We start from the raw sequence: 18529 nt of genomic DNA on the forward strand, positions 1-18529 counted from the left end.
GGCAGCTATCCGACTTGCTTTGAGTCTCGGGAGAAAGGCAATCAAGAGTCTTAGGGAGCCGTTGAATCACCCTGCCGCCAGCGGGCGGTTTGTCGGTTTTCTGGTCATCCTGGCGTGGGCAGTGTCAGTGGCCCATGCCGGTTATGACTACCCGGCCCGTCCTTACCTCGAACAGAATCTGACCCTTGCGGCCGAGCGGTTTCCCGACGACCTGCCCCTGCAGCGCTGCTGGGCGGCGGCCAACGCGGTCTGGGAGTTCACCCAGGAACACTTCAGCCCGGACCATGCACAGGCCTGGCTGGCACCCTGGTGGCAGGGTGGCCAATGGCGCAAGCTTTGCGATGGCGAAGGACTGCGCAACGCGAAATCACGCCACTGGGGCATTACCTGTCCGTATCGGTCCTGCCCGGAAGGTGAAGGCCCCTACATCAGCATCAATCACGACCGCATCTACTCCGGACAGCGGCCCGAACCCTGGCTGCACGGGCGCTATTACTATGTCATCGCGCACGAGATGGCGCATGCCATCGGCCATTACTACGGTCACCCCAAATGGGCCGATGACCACTGGGCCGACGGCGTGGCACGCACCTTTGGCGCCGCGGTCTCTTCGCATTCGCCCTATTGTCGTTGTGATTCGGTTCACTCGAATTTCGAACCGCAGACCGCCCTGGAGACCCAAATCATGCCGCCACGGGCACCGATCAGCGACTGAAAGGGACCATCACTGCTCGAATCGATCCTGAAATATTCGGTCGAATTCGATCGGCACTTCTCCCAGCAGCTCGGAGACGGCAGAAAATTCAGACGTGTTGCCGAGGCTGTCGGTCGCCGTGGCCACCAGGAATTGACCGGCTTCGATCTGTGTTGAACTGAATGTCAGCGTCGTGTTGCCGGCAGCCGGGTAGCTGTCTTCGATGAGGAACAGTCGTCCCTGCTCGCGTTCGCCATCAGCCAGGAAAAATTCGATGACCAAGGGGAAGTTGTCGACCTGGTCGGGCACGGAATAGGTGATCGAGACGGTACCCTCTTCCTTGAACGTGCTGCTCATCACCGGTCCGGGCTGCAGATTATTCGGGCCGGTGTCCTCAGGCTCTTCTTCAAGATCCTCCTTGAAGATGATGCCGTGAGGCTGGTTGGCGTACATCACATTGCGCTGGATCCGGTTTCTGTCAGACATCTGCCGCTCCATGTAAATCCCACCATCGTCAATGCCACCATTGCCATTGAAGGCAAAGACGTTGGCATCCTCCGCGTCTGGCCCGCCAATCAAGGTTGATGCGCCCCGAATGATGTCGATTCCCGCCAGTGTGTTGCCCAGATCGAGCACTCCGTTACGGTCGGTACCGAAATAGTTGCCCTGTACCACCGTATTCTCGGTCGGCTTGAGCTGCGGTTGTCCAACATTGTCCAGACCATCACTGTCGATATACAGTCCAGCAGTGCCGTTCAAGCCGATAACGTTGCCGTAGACGGTTTCTCGATCCTGAAGCACACCGATTAGGTTATCGTCGGCACCCGGGCCACCGAAGATGGCGATACCGGCCAACTCATTGCCCAGCGGGCTGGTGCCGTCGGCGGCGATGCCGATCTGGTTGCCCAGTGCGGCGTTGTTGACCGGCATGTTGTCTTCCGGCAGATCGCCGCCACAGTCGGTGTAGCCGCCAAAAATCTGCACGCCGTCTACACCATTGGCTCCGATCAGGTTGGCGAGTAGCGGATCGGCGCCACCGATCACGTTGCCGGCACTGTCGCACGCTAGAAAAATGCCGGAGACCAGGTTGCCCGGACCCGGCAGCATGCCGGTGCTGTCGGTACCGATGGCGTTGCATTCGATTCGATTTTCATTCGAGCCGACCAGCATGATTCCATGCTCGAAATTGCGAATGTTCAGTCCTCTGATTACGCTGCCATTACTGCCTGATGCAAGGTGCAGGCCGTAACTTTCGGTGGTGCCGCTACCCTCCAGGGCAATGCCATAGGCAGGCCGGTTGATGATGTCAGATTGACAAACGCCTGCGCTGCCCGGCTGGGTAGACGCATCCAGGATCACGGGGCTGGTAATCAGCGGCAGACTCTGTCCGCCGAGGGTGTCGATACTGATCACGCACAGATCGTTCGGACATCCGGCAATGTCAAAGTTGATTTCGGACGGGGTTGGCCCCGCATTGTTGACCTCCTGCAATGCCGCACGCAGTGTGCATTCGGGCTGCGCGTCGATCTGATTGCCGGTGGCGCATTGTCCGTCGAGTGCGGCGTCCGCGTTATCGGCGATTGAATTGACTGTAAAAGTCTGCGCCAAGAGTGGTCCGGCCAGCATCAGGCCGGCGAACAGCACAGCCGGGCCGAGCCTGCGGATGAGGCGATGTTGAAGTTGTTGCGAGTCAAGTGTCATGGTTGAATGTCTCCCGTTTTAGCTTCGAAGCGGTCCTGAAAGAGTTCAGCGCGGCAGTTGAAACAGGCCAGGGCGAAATCCTGCCGCGCGCTGCTGGGTTGCCAGGGGGTGAGTGCGTCGCCGGCGATCTCCGCCGCGGACACGATGATCGTGATCGCACCCCGGTGTTGGTCCGGGCTCAGGTAGACCGCTTCGAGATTGTTGCGCTCGTCGGGTGTCCCCCCGGGCGCCGACCAGCCATTGGTGCCGACATCGTTGCCGACATAGTTCAAGCCATCGGCCTGAACCAGAAGATCGAGGTTGTTGACCCAGGCCGGCGTGCTGCCCCCCAGGCCATGGCCCGGCGCGTCGGTCCAGGCCAGCATGATGCGAATGGGTGCAGCTGGATCGGCTGCAGACAGGCGAAAGCGCCTCGCCTGTCCGCTGGCCGTCAGTACCGTTGCCTGGTCATGGGTAAAAAGCGGGGAACCCGAGTCCATGACAGCTTGCAGGTCAAGCCGCCCGTATCCCTGGAATCGATCCGGGCGGTGCCCCATCGGGTCACCGTCTGCGTTACGGCTCCCGGCCAGGTCGCGAGCGGCTCCGACAAAGACCGCCTTGGCCAGTGCCGGGGAGGGGGGCGCGCCCTTCTCGGCGCTGAACTTTTCGGCCCATACGGCAATCGCCCCGGTAACGATGGGTGAAGCGTGGGAGGTGCCGCAGTAGTTGAAAGCGTGGGCCGAATCCGAATCGGTAATGGCGCCGTCGGTGCTGCAGCCCGGTGCGACCAGGTGCGGCACCCGACGGCCGTCACAGGCCGGGCCGTGGCCTGAATTCTCTGACAGGCTGTAGATATCCGTCCCCTGCGCGCCGGAGCCGTCCAGCAGCCAGTTCGATCCCACCGCCAGAAGATTCTTCGCTTCATCGGGTGCGCCCAGTGAACTGGGGGCGCAGGCACCATCGCCATCGCCGTTCCCGTTCATGATCGACCAGACCGCCAGTATCGGGTGCTGGCCGGGCCGGTCGGGATCCGCGTCACGGGTGATCAGGTCGACCTGGCGGGTCGGTATGTCGTAGCCCTGCGGCGTGTCGCTCGCCCCCCAGGAGTTGTTGGCCAACAGGGCACCGCTGCGCGCGGCGTCCTCGTAGATATTCAGCATGCCATCCGGGGCCAGCCCACCCGGTCCGTCGCTGTTCTGGAAGGGAGTCCAGATCTGGCTGACCAGCCCGGCACCCGGCGCCATACCCTGACCACGCAGGAAGCCGTGCAGCGTGATTCCGCTGGCGCCCGTTCCCGCCAAGGCGCTGGCCACGTGGGTGCCGTGATCGCCCGGCGGCTGTTCGTTGCAACTGGCGTTCTCACCCAGGCAGGGCAGCATGCGATCGGCCAGGTCCAAGTGGGTGGCCAGGACGGGACTGTCGATAACACTCACAATGACGCCGCTGCCGTCGAACCCGGTTTCGCTCAACCAGTCGGCATAGCCACTGAAGATAATGCCGGTGTTGTCGATTCCGCCGGCCACCGACTGGTTGCTCGTCTCACCACGCGGGGCGGCATTCGGTGGAATGGCCTGCACGGTGTAGACGAAGGGCAGTGCGGCCAGGTCGAGATAGCGGTCGCCGGCCAAGGCCATGTGGACGACATTGAAGGTGGCGCCCGACGGGGCGCTGCTGATGACTTGACCCAGGCGAGACAGCTCCGCAAGGACTTCCTGCGTCTCGGCTTGGGAACTGGTCAACAGCATGGTGTCCTTGATGTCCGGACCCAGCTGGCGCCACTGAGGCTGAACCTTCCAGGCCGGCAACATCGGGCCGAGCCAGCGTAGCTCCGTGCGCTGGCCGACTGCGGCGATCTCTTCCTGGCTGGCCCAGACCACATGACTGAACGGGTGCAGTGGCTGGGTCAGCTCGACACCGCTTGCGCGGACGCTCTGCAACCATTCAGGCCTGACCGGGCCGCCAAACTGGACCAGGTAGAAATCGCCGGCCGGGTCGGGTTGGTAGTCCGTCCATGGGCCGACGGCTCGCGCCGACACGAGCGGGTCGAAACGCTCGCCGCCCAACTGCAACGTAAAGGGGTCGGCCGGCGCGCTGATCATCAGACCCTGTTGTTTCATGTCGACCATTTCGGACGGACTCAGCTGTCCCCAGGCGAAGGCACCGTAGTCGGCAAGCGCCAGGTCCGAACTCAATCGGGCTTCGTCCGGGTCGGTAATCAGCACCCTGACCCACGTCGGTTCGGCGCTGCAGGCGGCAACGCTCCAGGCCAGTAGCAGGCCGATCTGAAGGAAGCGATTAATCATTGGGTGGCGAACTGTCGCTGATAGGAGTTCAGGGCCGCCGGGTAGCACTCGCAGGCGACCGACTCCAGGCCAGGGCGCGACAGTACCTGGATAAGACCCCGGGCGTAGCGGATCAATTGCTTTTCCTGAAGTTGACCGGCCGCGATGGTGACGGCACTCCGGCGCACGCCCAGCATGTCGGACAGGAACAGGTGAGTCAGAGCAAGGGGGGTGCCCCGGGCACGATCGTCCATCATCAGCAGCCAGCGTGAAAGGCGGGCGGCGACTTCATGAAAGGCATTGCAGGCGGCGGTCTGAGACAGCTGTTCGGCGAGTACGAACAGGTAGCCGTCGACAACGCTCTTCAGTGCTGAGCCATGCTCGAGCTCGCGCCGGAATCGGCTGGCCGAAATCTCCAGGGCGACGCCGGAACCCTGGACAACGGCCTGCATGGGGTGGCGTTCTACACCGAGGGCCAGGGTGGCGCCCAGCATGCCCTCATATCCGATCATGCCCATTTCCAACGGCCTGTGACCGTCAACCTGGGTGGTGACAGAGATGATGGCCGTCGTTGGAAAGAGCACACGAGATACCGGCGCACCGGCTTCGGCGATCACTTGATCGAATTCGAGGTCGACCGAATGACCTGCAGACAGCAGCGAACGAGCGGCTGAAGCCGGGAGTCGATCGATCAAAAGATTGGTGTCGGGCACTGCGGTTGACAAGGGTATGAATCTCCAGGGGCATGGAGCCTTCACCTACCGGAAGCGGTCAGGTGTTTCAGCTTCCCTGCGTTAACCCATGTTCACTTTTGAGAGACAGAACGTCTGTTCGCCACAACACATTGCATCGGATGCATGCAGTCCGATTTTGCCCTCCCACAAATGGACAATTTTCCCACTGGAGACGAGTTTCGTTCTGTACGCCAGCACACTTATATCCGGCTGTCCAATTTTGTTTACTTGCTGGGTTCGCAAGCGCACAGATGAATGCTTCGCGATGCCGGACTATCACTCTCCCGACGGTTAATCAGAGGCAGGAGTGGAAAGCATGTTCAAAAGTTTCGAGCCGGTTTCAGCGACGACAAGCGAACGCGATGCACCACGTGTGCATGAGCATTCGTATCGTCCAACCAGGCTTGCAACGCGGCTTCAGATCCATCATGGCCAGATCGGCAGGCTGTTGCGCCAGCAAAGCCTGCGCTGGTTCGGTGTTCTGGCGGTCGTTGAGGTGATCCTGCTTCTGCTTGCGCCCTGGTTGGCGATTCAGACACGCTTTTATTCCGACGCGTCCACGCTGGATGCCGCCCGGTCTCTGCTGCCGCTTCACAGCGGTGTATTCGCCGGTGTGGTCTGGATCAGCATGATGGCCTTGGGCATGTACCAGCGTCATGGCCGCGAGATCAAGGGTGTAGTGATCGGGACGCTCACCCGCCTGGTGCTCGCAATGGCTGGCGGTACGCTGGTCTTGATGGTGCTCTACTTTCTTGCGCCGGGCATGGAGGTCGGGCGCGGTGTGCTCGCATTGTCTCTCCTCTATGCGTTCATCCTCCTGATCCTCTCCCGCGCGACGTTCTCCAGGCTCGCGACCGGCGGCCGCCTGCGCAGGCGTGCTCTCTTTCTCGGCACGGGGAAAAGAGCCTCGGAACTGCTTGTCGATGCGCACCTGGAAGAACAGTTGAATTCGGCCAACATCGTTGGCTTTGCCGCCGTCAGAAACGAAGATCAGTCCAGGTCGTTTGGCCTCGACCCGGAGCGTGTGATAACGGTCAACGGGTCGCTGGTGGACACGGCATTCGAGCAGCAGATTGATGACATCGTCGTTGCCTCTGACGACATGCGCAACTGCTTGTCCATGGATGAGCTGATGAGCTGTCGGCTGGCCGGCATCAATGTCTTGCGCCTGGATAGTTTTTATGAACGTGAGATGGGCCGGGTGATGCTCGAGGGCTTGTTGCCTTCATGGTTCATCTTTACACCACGTTTCAACGGCACGGTAATGCGTCGTTTCATCCGTCGCGTGTTCGATCTGGCGGCGGCTGCCGGAATCCTGATGCTTGCGTGGCCTTTGATGGCTCTGGTGGCATTGGCTATCTGGCTGGAGTCTGGCGGCAAGGGTTCGGTACTTTACTTCCAGAACCGGGTTGGTGAAGGTGACAAGGTCTTTGCCCTGGTCAAGTTCCGCAGCATGCGTACCGACGCGGAGAATGACGGTATCGCGCGCTGGGCGCAAGCCGGTGATGATCGAGTCACCCGTGTCGGGTCCATTATCCGAAAGCTCCGACTGGATGAACTGCCGCAACTCTACAATGTGTTCAGCGGCAGTATGAGCATGGTCGGGCCGCGACCCGAGCGGCCTGAGATCGTGGCCGAGCTGAAACATGTTATTCCCTATTATGGATTGCGTCACAGCATCACTCCCGGCCTGACTGGGTGGGCCCAGTTGCGCTACCCGTACGGGGCGTCGGTCGAAGATGCGATCGAAAAACTGCGCTACGACTTGTACTACATCAAGAATCAGAGCCTGCTGTTCGACCTGCAGATTCTGCTCCAGACCATCGAGGTCGTGCTGTTCCGGCGCGGTAGCCGATGAGTGCGCCACCAGAAAATTCCATCTCGAGGGAAACCTCACCGCTGGTCTCGGTAATCACCCCCGTATTCAATGGGGCTGCCTGGCTGGGAGAAGCGCTCGACAGCGCACTGGCTCAGTCGTTTCGTTCTCTTGAAGTCATCGTCGTCAACGACGGGTCGACCGATGACAGCCTGGCCATTGCGCGTGCCAAGGCCCGCAAGGACGACAGGATAAGAATCATCGATCAGGCCAACGCCGGCCTGCCGGCCGCCCGCAACCGGGCCTTGACTGCCGCTCGCGGCGCCTACCTGGCCCTGCTGGACGCCGATGATGCCTGGCTTCCGAATCACCTCATGGCGGCCATGCAGGCGTTTGAACTCGATCCCGACCTGGGCCTGGTTCACTCGAATGTCCATCGCGTCGATTCCGACGGTGCCTTGATCGACGTGCCGGTCAGGACCTGGCACAAGGGTATGGACGCCTTTGAAGCCCTGGCCTTACGTCATGAACACGTGTGTTGTCCTACCGCCGTATTCTCTCGCCTGGCCCTGGATACGGTGGGTGGATTCGATCTCATTTTCACCGGACTGGGCTGCGAAGATCGTGACCTGTGGCTGCGCATTGCCGCGCGCTTTCGAATTCGTTACCTGAACCAGATCACCGCTCGCTATCGACTCCATTCGGGCAGCATGAGTGCCGACAATGAACGCATGGCGCTGGCCCGCCAGATGCTGGTGGCCAAACTGGCCGAGTCGGAGCGTGGTGCGCGACTGGTGTCGCGAATGGAGGCGATGATCGACAGTGACCTGGGGCTTTGCCTTTCCGGAGAAGGCCGCTTGCTCCAGGCAATCGCGCAGCAATGGTGTGCCTTGCGCCAGTATCCCCGCGAACAGTTGATCCAGCGCCGATTCGTTCGGTCCTTGCTGGCGCCTTGTCTTTTGCTGTTACCCAGATCCTTTCCCCACAGCCTTCGAGGAGGACGAACCTGATGAAGCGCAAACCAACCCTTCTCGTGACCGGCGGTGCCGGCTATATCGGTTCCCATGTCGTCGCGCAACTCGGAGCGCGCGGCGAACGTATCGTGGTGCTGGATAACCTCAGTACAGGGCGTTCCGAGGCCGTGCTGCACGGACGCCTGGTGGTGGGGGATATCGGCAACCAGCGCCTGCTGCGCGCCCTGTTTCGCGAATACCATATCGAGGCCGTGCTCCACTTTGCCGGACGTATCGTGGTGCCGGAATCGGTCGAAAAGCCGCTCGAATATTATGACTGCAATACCTCGAAGGCCTGCACGCTGATGGCCGAGTGCAATCGGGCCGGTGTGAAACAATTCATCTTTTCGTCGACGGCCGCGGTTTACGACGACCTGGCCGGTGCCCAGGCGAAGGAATCGAGCCCGACCAAACCGGCGAACCCTTATGGCCGCTCGAAGCTCATGACCGAGTGGATTCTTGGCGACCTGTCGGCGGTCTCGCCCATGCGTCATGTCATTCTGCGTTACTTCAACGTGGCCGGCTGCGATGACCTGGGCCGGATCGGCCAGGATTCGCCGGAGGCGACTCATCTGATCAAGGTCGCCTGCCAACATGCCGTGGGCTTGCGACCCGACCTGGAAATCTTCGGAACCGACTATCCGACGCCGGATGGCACATGCGTTCGTGACTACATTCATGTCGAAGACCTGGCCACCGCCCACCTGAATGCCCTGGACTATCTGCGCGCAGGCAATGCCTCGCTTACCGCAAACTGCGGCTATGGTCATGGATTCAGTGTGCGCGAGGTCATCGCCACGCTTCGCCGGGTTCACGGCCGCGCGCTCAAGGTCCGCGAATCGGGCCGACGGGCCGGCGACACGGCCAGTCTCGTGGCCAACAGTGACCTGATTCGGGAGCGGCTGGGTTGGCGACCGTCGCATGACAACCTGAGCCTGATCCTGGCATCGGCACTGGACTGGGAGCGACAGCGCCTGGCAAGGTCGGCGATTATGCCCGCTGTACCCACCCTTGTCGTATCGGGCGGACGCAGTCAGGCCGCGAGGCCAGGTCACCATCAGTGAGCGCAGAAAGTACAAGCCAGGAAGATGGCTCGCTGCCGCTGGTCAGCGTGATCATTCCCGCTTTCAATGCGGCCCGGTTCCTGCCGCGGGCGCTGGCTTCAGTGGCTGCGCAAAGCTATCCGGCCGTTCGGATCGAGACGATTGTCGTCGACGATGGATCAACCGACGACACGCTGACGCTCGCCCGGGCGCTCGAAGCAAAAACACCCGGAATGCAGGTCTTCAGTCAGCCCAACCAGGGCGTGTCGGCGGCGCGCAATCTGGCCATTGCGGCCAGCTCGGGCGAACTGATCGCCTTTCTGGATGCCGACGACCGGTGGCTGCCCGACAAGATCGCGGCCCAGGTCGAGGTCTACCGGACCAATCCGGCCGTAGGCCTGATTCATTGCGGATTCGGGTTTGTCGATCAGGATGGGGTGGCCTTGCCCGATTGGCCGCGTCAGTCGCGCCTGGATCAGGGCGATATTCTGCTGGAATTCCTTTGCGATTTCTTCCTGATCACTTCTGCCGTGATGGTTCCCAGGAGCGTGCTGGACGCGGTGGGTGGGTTTGACGAATCCCTGAAAGTTGGTGAAGACAACGAGTTGTTCTTGCGTATCGTCAGCGCGTTCCAGGTCGGCTGTGTCCCCCGCTTTCTGCTGGAGCGCACGGTGCGGCCGGACAGCCTGAGTCGGCAGGACTTCGACCTGGACGCCAGCGTGGACCTGGCCACGATCGAGCGCTTCCTGATCCGGCATCCGGCCTTTGCTCGTCGACATCGGGAGCGGATCAATACTCACCTTGCCAGCTACTTGTATGGCTTCGGCTATCGGCTCCTTGATGAAGGCCGGGTCAGCCAGGCCCGCCGCATGCTCAGACGCTCACTCGGGCGGCGCTGGTCGGTGCCTGCCACGCGCAGCCTGCTGCGCAGCTACCTGCCCGAGGCAGTGGCTCGTTCCGGGCGGGCCATCCTGCGATGATTACGCGCCCGAAACTAGCCGCCCGCCCACCGCTGCAGGAGCTTCAGCCCAGTTCGAACCCCCTTCACCCCAACGCTTTCGGAAGTCGCTGGCGCGGCGCCCTGGCGCGTTCTCGACTGATTCGCGCCATGCGCCCATGGACCGGTCTGGCCACTTGTCTGATGTATCACCGCGTTTGTCCGGATCCGACCGATGCGGAGGAAACGGATCGGAGCTTTGCCCCCAATGGTGACTTGAGCGTTACAGTCAGCGCCTTTGATGAACAGATGGCTTTCGTCGCACGACACTTCAATTGCCTTTCACTGCCGGACGCTGTCGAGAAACTGGCCTCCGGAAACCTTCCGGCGCGCAGTCTGATCGTGACGTTTGATGACGGTTATTTGGACAATCTCACCCTGGCGCTGCCGATCCTTCGCAGGCACGGCGTGCCGGCAACCATCTATGTAGCCACCGGCCTGATCGGTCAGACCGACTTGCCCTGGTGGTATGAGCTGGAGGACTTGATCGGCTCCGGTGATGGAATTCATATCTATTGGCACAAGCAGCACCTGCATTTCTCGACGATCGATGCGGCCTCCAAACGTCGTGCTTTCACCATCCTCAACCCGATGCTCAAGCGCATGAACCCGGCCGATCAGGCCAGCTTCATGGAACTGCTGCGCGAAGGTTCAATCAAGCGCCCCCGGCAGAAAATCCAGCTGCTAAACCATGATCAGCTGATCAAGTTGGCGGCTGATCCACTGATCACGATCGGTGCGCATACCCATGATCACCTGGCGCTCACGAGCCTCAACCCCATCCGCCTTCGCCATGAGATGATCCGCTCGAAGGAGCTGTTGGAGGAGTGGCTGCAGCGACCGATCGAACATCTGGCTTATCCGTTCGGTGGGCAGGCGCAGGCATCGACGCGTGAATTCAGCGCGGCTGCCGAACTCGGCTTTTCCTCCGCTGTGACGACACGGCTGGGGCATTTTCAGAACTTTCACAAGAATCATCTCCTGGCCCTGCCTCGCATTGGCATCGGCTACCAGGATTGCATGGCCCGTTTCGAGTGGAAGCTCAGCGGTCTGTATTGCATGACCAGGCGGCCGGTTAGTCGGTTTGTCTGCTAGGTTTCGGGGTTCGGGGGTCGGGGGACACATCTTTATGGACTATCTGCTGCTTCCCAATATCGGGCCGTTTTGACGGTCCGGGGAGATTGCTGAAAGCTGCCTGATTTGGCAGCAAATTACGGTGTTTGTCAGTGTTATTCACCGAACATTGTGATTCCCCTCCTGTTTCTTCCCCGAAAGCACGAAAGACCTCGCTACGATTCAACGATCCGGCAACGTCGGATGCGGTTAATTATTAACAAGTTCAACACCATACTTTCTCTCGAGGATCGGTTGGTCGATGGTCAGCCTGGATGATGGCTGTTTGTCGCCCACCCGAATGAGGTTCGCTTCAACCCACGAGAGCAAGCTTAATGATGTGTCAATCCAGCGTCCAAACCCGCGTAATACGCGGGTCAGTCATGTTTATTGTCTTGTTTTTGTTCACGACTGCGGCTGCAGCCACGAACTGGTATGTCCGCAGCGATGGCGGAAACGCCAGTCAATGCACCGGGCTGGCCGACGCCGCCTACTCAGGCAGCGGCAGCGGCCAGGCCTGCGCCTGGAACCATCCGTTCGTGGCCCTGCCACCGGATGGGTCCGCGGCGCGTATCAAGGGCGGCGATACCCTGCATATCGGAAGCGGCGACTACATGATGGGCCGCGGTGCGCCCAACACCGGGAACTGCTACGAGAGCGGATCCTACGAATGTTATATGACCCAGATCCCGAGCGGGCCTTCGCCCTCCCAGCCCACCCGAATCCTCGGTGCCGGACATGACAAGGGCTGTACCCAGGCTCCCGAACTCTGGGGCACTGAACGCGCCTGGATGGTGGTCAACCTGGAAGGCAGTTCCAATGTCGAACTGTCCTGCCTGGAAATCACCGACCGCTCGAGTTGTATTCTGTCGCATTGCAACGGCGGCAACTGTGAAGGAGAAGTGGCCGCCTGCAAGTCTTCGGGATCGGCGCCATTTGGCGACTGGGCCACGACCGGCATTTCTGCCCGCGATTCCAGTCAGGTCGTTCTCAAGGATGTCAATATTCATGGCCTGGCCAATCGCGGCATTCATGCCGGCCGCATCAGCGACTGGACGATCGAGCGCACCCAGATCAATGCCAACGGCTGGATCGGCTGGGACGGCGATCTCGCAGCAGGAGAGGGCAGCTCCAACAGTGGGGCCATCAGCTTCCTCGAGTCGGAGATTGGCTACAACGGCTGCGCCGAGCGCTGGCCCGGCGGCGAAATCTTCGGTTGCTGGGGTCAGAAAGCCGGTGGTTACGGTGACGGCCTGGGCGTCGGCGAGTCCGGAGGTCACTGGATCTTCGAGGACAGTACTGTCCACCACAACACTTCCGACGGTATCGACTTGCTCTATCTCAATGATCAGGGTCAGGTCACCGTTCGGCGTACCCTGGTCGATTCGAATGCCGGCAACCAGATCAAGGTCTCGCGTTCGGCCTTGATCGAAAATTCGGTCGTGGTCGGCAATTGCAGCTACTTCAGGGACGAGGGCAACATGCTCGACGGTGACCATTGTCGTGCCAGCGGCGATACTGTCTATGTCGGTCTGAGCAACAATTCGAAGACCGACCTGGTCAACAACACCATCGTCAGCCAGGGCAACTGCGCGATCAGTGGTGGCGGTGGCAGCACCGCCTCGCAACTGAACCTGGTCAATAACGTGATCATCGGCAAGGACTACTGGCTTGATCCGAGCAAACTCAGCTGCCTTTACTACTCCGGCAGCAGCGAGCAGATCACCTGGACGAGGAATCTCATCAGCAACGTTCGTAACGGCGCCTGTCCGGGCGACAGTCGCTGTGACACCGTGCCAGGCATCGTCAGCTCGGCGCTGGACAGCTTCGACCCCGCCCCGCGGTCGACCAGCCCGCTGATCGATGCGGCCAACCCGGTGCTCGCGCCTTCCGAAGATTTTCGGAGGCTGGCACGCCCGGCGGGCAACGGACCGGATATCGGTGCCGTCGAATATGCCGCGGGGCAGCATGCCGAGGAGCCCTCCGATCGGATCTTCGGTAGCCGCTTTAACTAGGTTTGCCGGTGCGTTCATTCAGTTCTCTGGCAGTCAGGATGGACAGAATGCGGAACTGCAGTAGTGTCTACCGTGCGTTGTCCCACATAACGTCGAATCCACTTCTTGACCAGGGTTCGTCCGTGGGACAGGCGGACGTCGCCGTTGACCGCGCTTGCGCCACGACCACGGCGCTCAAACAGCCGCCGGCTCACCAGCCGGCGGCTGTCCTTGACCCAGTCGGCCTTGTAAGCTTCTTCACCGCGAAGGAAATCGTAGCGGGTCAATCCTGACCCGATGGCATCGGCAAAGGTCTCGCCAATCAGTACCAGGCCCACGCTGCGCGAACGCCAGGCCGGGTCCATGCCGGCCTGGTAGTAGTAGAAAGTTTGTCCGTGGATCAGCGCATACACGCTGGCCACCGCCAGCCCATCCACCCAAAGGGTATACAGGCGAAGCTTGCCGGAGGCCATCAGCCGAGACATCGCATCACGATGAAAGGCTTCTACCCGGGCTCCGGCGATTCCCGAAGAACCGCCGTCGTCGTGCCAGCGCAAGCGATGGAGGCGAAAGAAATGCTCGAGGGCCGGTTGCAGCGTATGCTCATCCCGGCAGATTTCGATGCGGAAACCGGGCTGGCGCTCCAGCCATTTACGTCGTCTGGTGTAGTTCTTGAACCGGCTTGTGTGGCTGATGAAGTCGGCCGCCGATAGTCCGGAATCGAAGTCCTGGACAGGGCAGAGGAGCCCCTCATCCGAGCGCATATCGAACTCGTCGCCCAGCGCATCGAGCAGTTCCTGCGCGGTGGTCGAGCGCTCGTCCATATCGCGCAGTTCGAGCAGATCCCAGTCGCTTTTTCGGGTCACCAGGGCGGCTGCAAAGGCTTGGTTTGCCGCCCGCTTCCAGCCGGGCTCGATGAGGGCATCCAGGTAGTCGCTGCCGACCTGATCGTCGCCGATAAAGCGTAGCCGGGAAATTCGTCGGAATCCTACCCGTGCCGTCTCCAGGCTCAGCGCCAACAGGCCACGCATCACGCCGTCTTCATCGCGGGCGAGCATGACGAACAGCTCGCGATTTCCGGCGAGGTGCTGCCACCACGGAATCAGCCAGTCCCAGGACACGAACAGATCCGCGTTACTTGCTGCGTGCAGTTTCCGCCACTCGGGCTCGAGCTCGGTCAATGCCTCCGGCTCTTTGATGACGCTGACCTTCAGGAGCAGGCCCGGGCTCATCTTCAGCTTCCGGTCACGACGGACGGGTCGAGTTCGGGTTCACGGCCAAGCAATGCCTGCTCCACCTGTTCGGCGATCCAGTTCATGGTGGCCGGCGACAGGTCCTGGTGGCAGGGGATTTCGACAATATGTCGCCGGGCGCGCATGGCTTCCGGAAACTCGGCCGGATCGCAGGCCGGATGATGTATGCCCCAGAAATCCACGGCGCGTATTCCCCGTTTGCTCAGGGACTCGATAATGGCGGATTTGTCACTGACCCACAGCGGGTAGAACAGTGGGCATACACCGGGATTCAGGCGTTCGAACAAGGGTGGTGCGAGAGACTTGAGCCGATCATGCAGCAGCATGTAATTGCGTCGACGGGTGGCCACGATGCGATCGGTTGACTGGCGTCCGGCAATGGCCCGTGAGAGGGGCGATATTCCCAGATCAGAATCCTCGGGATTGAAGTGCATGGTGCCGACGGCGATCCGTTCGACGCCGGACGTACGAACGACCCCATGGGCCATTCGTCGTATGCCGGCCCTGAGTAGACGGCCCGTGCGCCCCGCCCGCATTTCCAGGTTGAGCAAGAGAGATGACAGGGTCAGGCTGACGACCGAGGCCAGTGGCGGCGCTCGCACCGGTATGCATTCGCCATGGCGCGGCCGGTTGAACTTGAGCGCGCCGCCATTGGGCACTGGCAGGGTCTTGTACAGGCAGAAGATGCTGACGTCGCCGCGAAGCCCCAGGTCGGACACGCCATCGCATGAAAGCAGGGATAGCGCGCAATCCTCGATCAGGACGAGGCCGTGGTCGTTGGCCAGCTGACGCATCTGCGCTGCTGGGCCGGGAAAACCGGCGTAATGGATCAGGTAAAGCGCTTTTGTTCGCGGTCCGATTCGCTGCTCGAGATCTTTCAGGTCAACCTGCCACTGGGCATCCACCCGGTAGAACGCCGGGCGTGCTCCGGCCGCCACGACAGCCTCGACTTCGACGCCGTGATGATAGGCCGGCATCAGCACCTCGCCATCGACAAGGTCAAGCAAGTGGCAGGCTTCGAAGATGGCGTTGCGGGCGAGAAAGTACCAGCACACATCGCCGCCGCAGAAAGGTGGCCGGCTGTTGGCCTTGCGTCGCCCCAGCAGCATGGCCGGATACAGTGTCGGGGTATCGGGAATCAAGCGAGAGTGAATCATCGGTGTTTGCTCCTTGTCATCCTGCGCAGGCGTGGTAACAGACGGAATTTGAGTGCGTGCAAGAATCGGCCGCCGGCGGACCTGCGGAACACGAACAGCCAGTCCTGGGCATGGGTTTCCGGATGCCAGTCCCGTTTCCAGGGCATGTCCTCGCCCAGGAACTCGAACCGGGTCAGGCGTCGGGCAATCGCATCCCGCAGGACCTCGGCCATCAGCAGCTGGCCGGGGCTGTAGCGGGCAAGCGACTCGTCGTAAGCCGGCTTGAGCAGCGCATAGCTGTTCCGGTGCTCCAGGCCGAACTGAAAGGCGATCAGGCGTTCATCCAGGTAGAGCGCCCACAGCGCCAGCCGGCCCTGAGGACCAAACACCCGGGCCAGGTCGGCATAGAAGCCGCGGGTCTCGACATCCTGGGCCATGGCGGTCCCGGCCCGGCCCTTCCAGCCACGAAGCTCAAGCTCGATGCCCGCCTCGACCCGTTCGGCCGAGTCTGAACAGCGTTCGGCGCGCACCTCGCCCAGCTTCTCCAGCGCCCGGCGCCGGCGGCGCAGGTTGGCCCGGAAGTGCCTGGAAAGCTGCCCTTCCAGCTCGGCCCAGGTGGCTGGCAGCATGAGGCAGGGCGATTGCATCGCACACCAGCGTCCGACCGGCAAACCGAGATCGCCGGCGACCTGCTCCATTGCGCTCACACGACCCTGACTCGGCAATTCGGTCAGGATCATCACATCCCAGTCACGCTGGCCGGCCAGGTAATCGAACAAGGCGGCGCTGGCGGGTTCCGGCTCATCGGCAATCAGGTCGAATCGGCCCGAATGGGGGTTGGCCGCACCGCGCAACTGCCGCAGCGGCAGCCCGTGCAGACGTGCCCAGCCATGTATCAAGGGCAGGGCCGCAACCAGCCGGCCGGAAGTGTCGCGCAGCAGAAGGATGCGCCACTTGCCGGTGGCAAAGTGATGCAGCCAGGTCTCGATGAATTCATGGCGATAGAAGACCTGATCATCCGTGCGACTGACCAGCGCATTCCACTCGGACCTCAGGTCAGAGAACGTGGCAGGCGATGTAATGACCTCCACTTGTGAGTACGGCGACGGCTGCCGCTGCGGCATCATCAGCACTGTGTTCGCCAGCGCACCAATGCCGCGACCGGATTGTGCCAGACTCGCCCCAGATCACTGACCCGCCCGCTCGAACATTCATTCCAGGAAACATCCTCGACATGCCGGTTTTCCCCATCGTCTCGCTTTTCCTCACCCTGAGCCTGCTCGCATCCGCAGGCGCGGCCGAAACCTGGCACGTCCGCGTCGACGGCGGCAGCGTCGAAGAGTGCACGGGGCTGGTCGATGCCCCCTACGGCGGCACCGGCACGAAGCAGCCGTGCGCATGGGCGCATCCCTTCATTGCCCTGCCACCCGGCGGCCCGGCCAGAATCGCCGGCGGCGATACCCTGCACATCGGTCCCGGGCACTACATGATGGGCCTGGGCGCACCGGCAACCGAAGCTTGCGCGCGCGACTATCCCTGGGAATGCCACATGACCATGATTCCCAGTGGCCCGGCGCCGGACCGACCCACCCGGATCCTCGGCGCCGGCTTTGAAAGCGGTTGCGAATCGGCGCCGGTGTTGTGGGGCACCGAGCGTAGCTGGATGGTGATCAATCTCGAAGGCAGCAGCCAGGTCGAACTGGCTTGTCTGGAGGTTACCGACCGCAGCAGCTGCATCGAGTCGCATTGCCACAACGGCTTGTGCGAAGGCGAGGTGCTTGCCTGCGAGCGTAATGAGCCGCCCTTCGGTCGCTGGGCGCCCACCGGCATCTCGGCGCGTGATTCCGATAATGTAGCGTTGCGGGATATCGACATTCACGGCATGGCCAATCGCGGTATCTTTGCCGGCCGTCTCAGTGACTGGACGCTGGAGCGCGTCGCCATTCGGGCCAATGGCTGGTCCGGGTGGGATGGTGACATCGGTCCCGACAGCGCCAACAGCGGCACACTGACCTTTCGCCAGGTCGAAATCGCCTTCAATGGATGCGCCGAGCGCTGGCCCGATGGCGAAACCTTCGCTTGCTGGGCGCAGGGTGGCGGGGGCTACGGAGACGGTCTGGGTTCGGGTGCCACCGGAGGGCACTGGGTGTTCGAAGACAGCCGGGTCCATCACAACACGTCCGACGGCCTCGACCTGCTTTACCTGACCGATGGCGGCCGGGTCACGATCGAACGTACACGGGTCGAGGGTAACGCCGGCAACCAGGTCAAAGTGTCCCGTGCCAGCCGGATCAGCGACAGCGTGATCATCGGCAACTGCGGGCATTTTTCCGATCAGCCCAATATGCACGACTCCGATCACTGTCGCGCGTTGGGAGACGCCGTCTACGTTGGCTTGAGCGACGGGGCTCAAACGCACTTGACCAATAATGTCATTGCCGGTCAGGGCAACTGCCTGGTCAGCAGTGGGGATAGTGATCGCTACTCGCGCCTGCTGCTTGCCGGCAATCTGATGATTGGCAGCGACTATTGGCATGATCCGAAAAAGAGAACCTGCCTGTTCTATGCCGCCTCGCCTCAAGGCGCGGTGGACTGGCAGGCCAATGTCATCGACCAGGTTCGCGACGGTCTCTGTCCGGCCGGCAATCGCTGCGGCGCGAAAGCGATCCGTGATGACGGTCGTCTCGATCGTATCGAACTGTTTGAGCAAGGTCAGCTCCCTTTCGGTCAGTGATCAGATTGATGCCGTACGGTGAATGCCATCTGTTCGATAG

General features: G+C 61.5%; 14 protein-coding genes. 8 read left to right on the top strand and 6 right to left on the bottom strand.

Annotated elements, in window-relative coordinates:
* The first annotated feature begins 61 nt into the window (after positions 1–61).
* Entirely contained in the window at positions 62–715 is a 654-nt protein-coding gene (locus ACDC66_RS01370; RefSeq protein WP_376694876.1) for a type III secretion system effector protein, read from the top strand.
* 9 nt (positions 716–724) lie between these two features.
* Here ACDC66_RS01370 and ACDC66_RS01375 read toward each other — a convergent pair whose 3' ends face one another.
* Genes ACDC66_RS01375 through ACDC66_RS01385 form a run of 3 tightly spaced genes read right to left on the bottom strand, consistent with a single transcriptional unit; the run spans position 725 to position 5381 of the window.
* Positions 725–2395, bottom strand: a complete 1671-nt coding sequence (locus tag ACDC66_RS01375) for a right-handed parallel beta-helix repeat-containing protein (RefSeq protein WP_376694877.1) — start codon at positions 2393–2395, stop codon at positions 725–727.
* Positions 2392–4677 (bottom strand): S8 family serine peptidase, encoded by a 2286-nt coding sequence (locus tag ACDC66_RS01380; protein WP_376694878.1) that lies wholly within the window; start codon positions 4675–4677, stop codon positions 2392–2394. The genes ACDC66_RS01375 and ACDC66_RS01380 overlap by 4 nt, the downstream gene beginning before the upstream one ends.
* Positions 4674–5381 (bottom strand): Crp/Fnr family transcriptional regulator, encoded by a 708-nt coding sequence (locus tag ACDC66_RS01385; RefSeq protein ID WP_376694879.1) that lies wholly within the window; start codon positions 5379–5381, stop codon positions 4674–4676. Before ACDC66_RS01385 ends, ACDC66_RS01380 begins: the two co-directional genes overlap by 4 nt.
* 325 nt (positions 5382–5706) lie before the next feature.
* Between ACDC66_RS01385 and ACDC66_RS01390 the strand changes: the two genes are divergently transcribed.
* From ACDC66_RS01390 to ACDC66_RS01415, 6 genes are all read left to right on the top strand, one after another.
* Entirely contained in the window at positions 5707–7248 is a 1542-nt protein-coding gene (locus ACDC66_RS01390) for a TIGR03013 family XrtA/PEP-CTERM system glycosyltransferase (protein ID WP_376695140.1), read from the top strand.
* A complete protein-coding gene (locus ACDC66_RS01395) occupies positions 7245–8216 on the top strand; it encodes a glycosyltransferase family 2 protein (protein ID WP_376694880.1) in 972 nt (323 codons plus the stop codon). The genes ACDC66_RS01390 and ACDC66_RS01395 overlap by 4 nt, the downstream gene beginning before the upstream one ends.
* Positions 8216–9283 (top strand): UDP-glucose 4-epimerase GalE, encoded by a 1068-nt coding sequence (galE, locus tag ACDC66_RS01400; RefSeq protein WP_376694881.1) that lies wholly within the window; start codon positions 8216–8218, stop codon positions 9281–9283. Before ACDC66_RS01395 ends, galE begins: the two co-directional genes overlap by 1 nt.
* Complete coding sequence (locus ACDC66_RS01405; RefSeq protein ID WP_376694882.1) at positions 9280–10242, top strand: glycosyltransferase family 2 protein; 963 nt, start codon at positions 9280–9282, stop codon at positions 10240–10242. The genes galE and ACDC66_RS01405 overlap by 4 nt, the downstream gene beginning before the upstream one ends.
* A 161-nt stretch (positions 10243–10403) precedes the next feature.
* Positions 10404–11354 (top strand): polysaccharide deacetylase family protein, encoded by a 951-nt coding sequence (locus ACDC66_RS01410; RefSeq protein WP_376694883.1) that lies wholly within the window; start codon positions 10404–10406, stop codon positions 11352–11354.
* Between the two features lie 401 nt (positions 11355–11755).
* Positions 11756–13387, top strand: a complete 1632-nt coding sequence (locus tag ACDC66_RS01415) for a choice-of-anchor Q domain-containing protein (protein ID WP_376694884.1) — start codon at positions 11756–11758, stop codon at positions 13385–13387.
* 14 nt (positions 13388–13401) lie between these two features.
* Here ACDC66_RS01415 and ACDC66_RS01420 read toward each other — a convergent pair whose 3' ends face one another.
* Genes ACDC66_RS01420 through ACDC66_RS01430 form a run of 3 tightly spaced genes read right to left on the bottom strand, consistent with a single transcriptional unit; the run spans position 13402 to position 16882 of the window.
* On the bottom strand, positions 13402–14598 hold the full coding sequence (locus tag ACDC66_RS01420; RefSeq protein ID WP_376694885.1) for a GNAT family N-acetyltransferase: 1197 nt from the start codon (positions 14596–14598) through the stop codon (positions 13402–13404).
* Positions 14599–14600: 2 nt separating this feature from the next.
* Positions 14601–15776 (bottom strand): DegT/DnrJ/EryC1/StrS family aminotransferase, encoded by a 1176-nt coding sequence (locus tag ACDC66_RS01425; protein ID WP_376694886.1) that lies wholly within the window; start codon positions 15774–15776, stop codon positions 14601–14603.
* Positions 15773–16882, bottom strand: a complete 1110-nt coding sequence (locus ACDC66_RS01430) for a GNAT family N-acetyltransferase (RefSeq protein WP_376694887.1) — start codon at positions 16880–16882, stop codon at positions 15773–15775. Before ACDC66_RS01430 ends, ACDC66_RS01425 begins: the two co-directional genes overlap by 4 nt.
* 107 nt (positions 16883–16989) lie before the next feature.
* Here ACDC66_RS01430 and ACDC66_RS01435 point away from each other — a divergent pair, with 107 nt between their 5' ends.
* Positions 16990–18489 (top strand): right-handed parallel beta-helix repeat-containing protein, encoded by a 1500-nt coding sequence (locus ACDC66_RS01435; protein ID WP_376694888.1) that lies wholly within the window; start codon positions 16990–16992, stop codon positions 18487–18489.
* The last annotated feature ends 40 nt before the right edge of the window (positions 18490–18529 follow it).

Origin of the sequence: Wenzhouxiangella psychrophila, from assembly GCF_042310375.1 — a bacterium.
Classification (GTDB): domain Bacteria; phylum Pseudomonadota; class Gammaproteobacteria; order Xanthomonadales; family Wenzhouxiangellaceae; genus Wenzhouxiangella.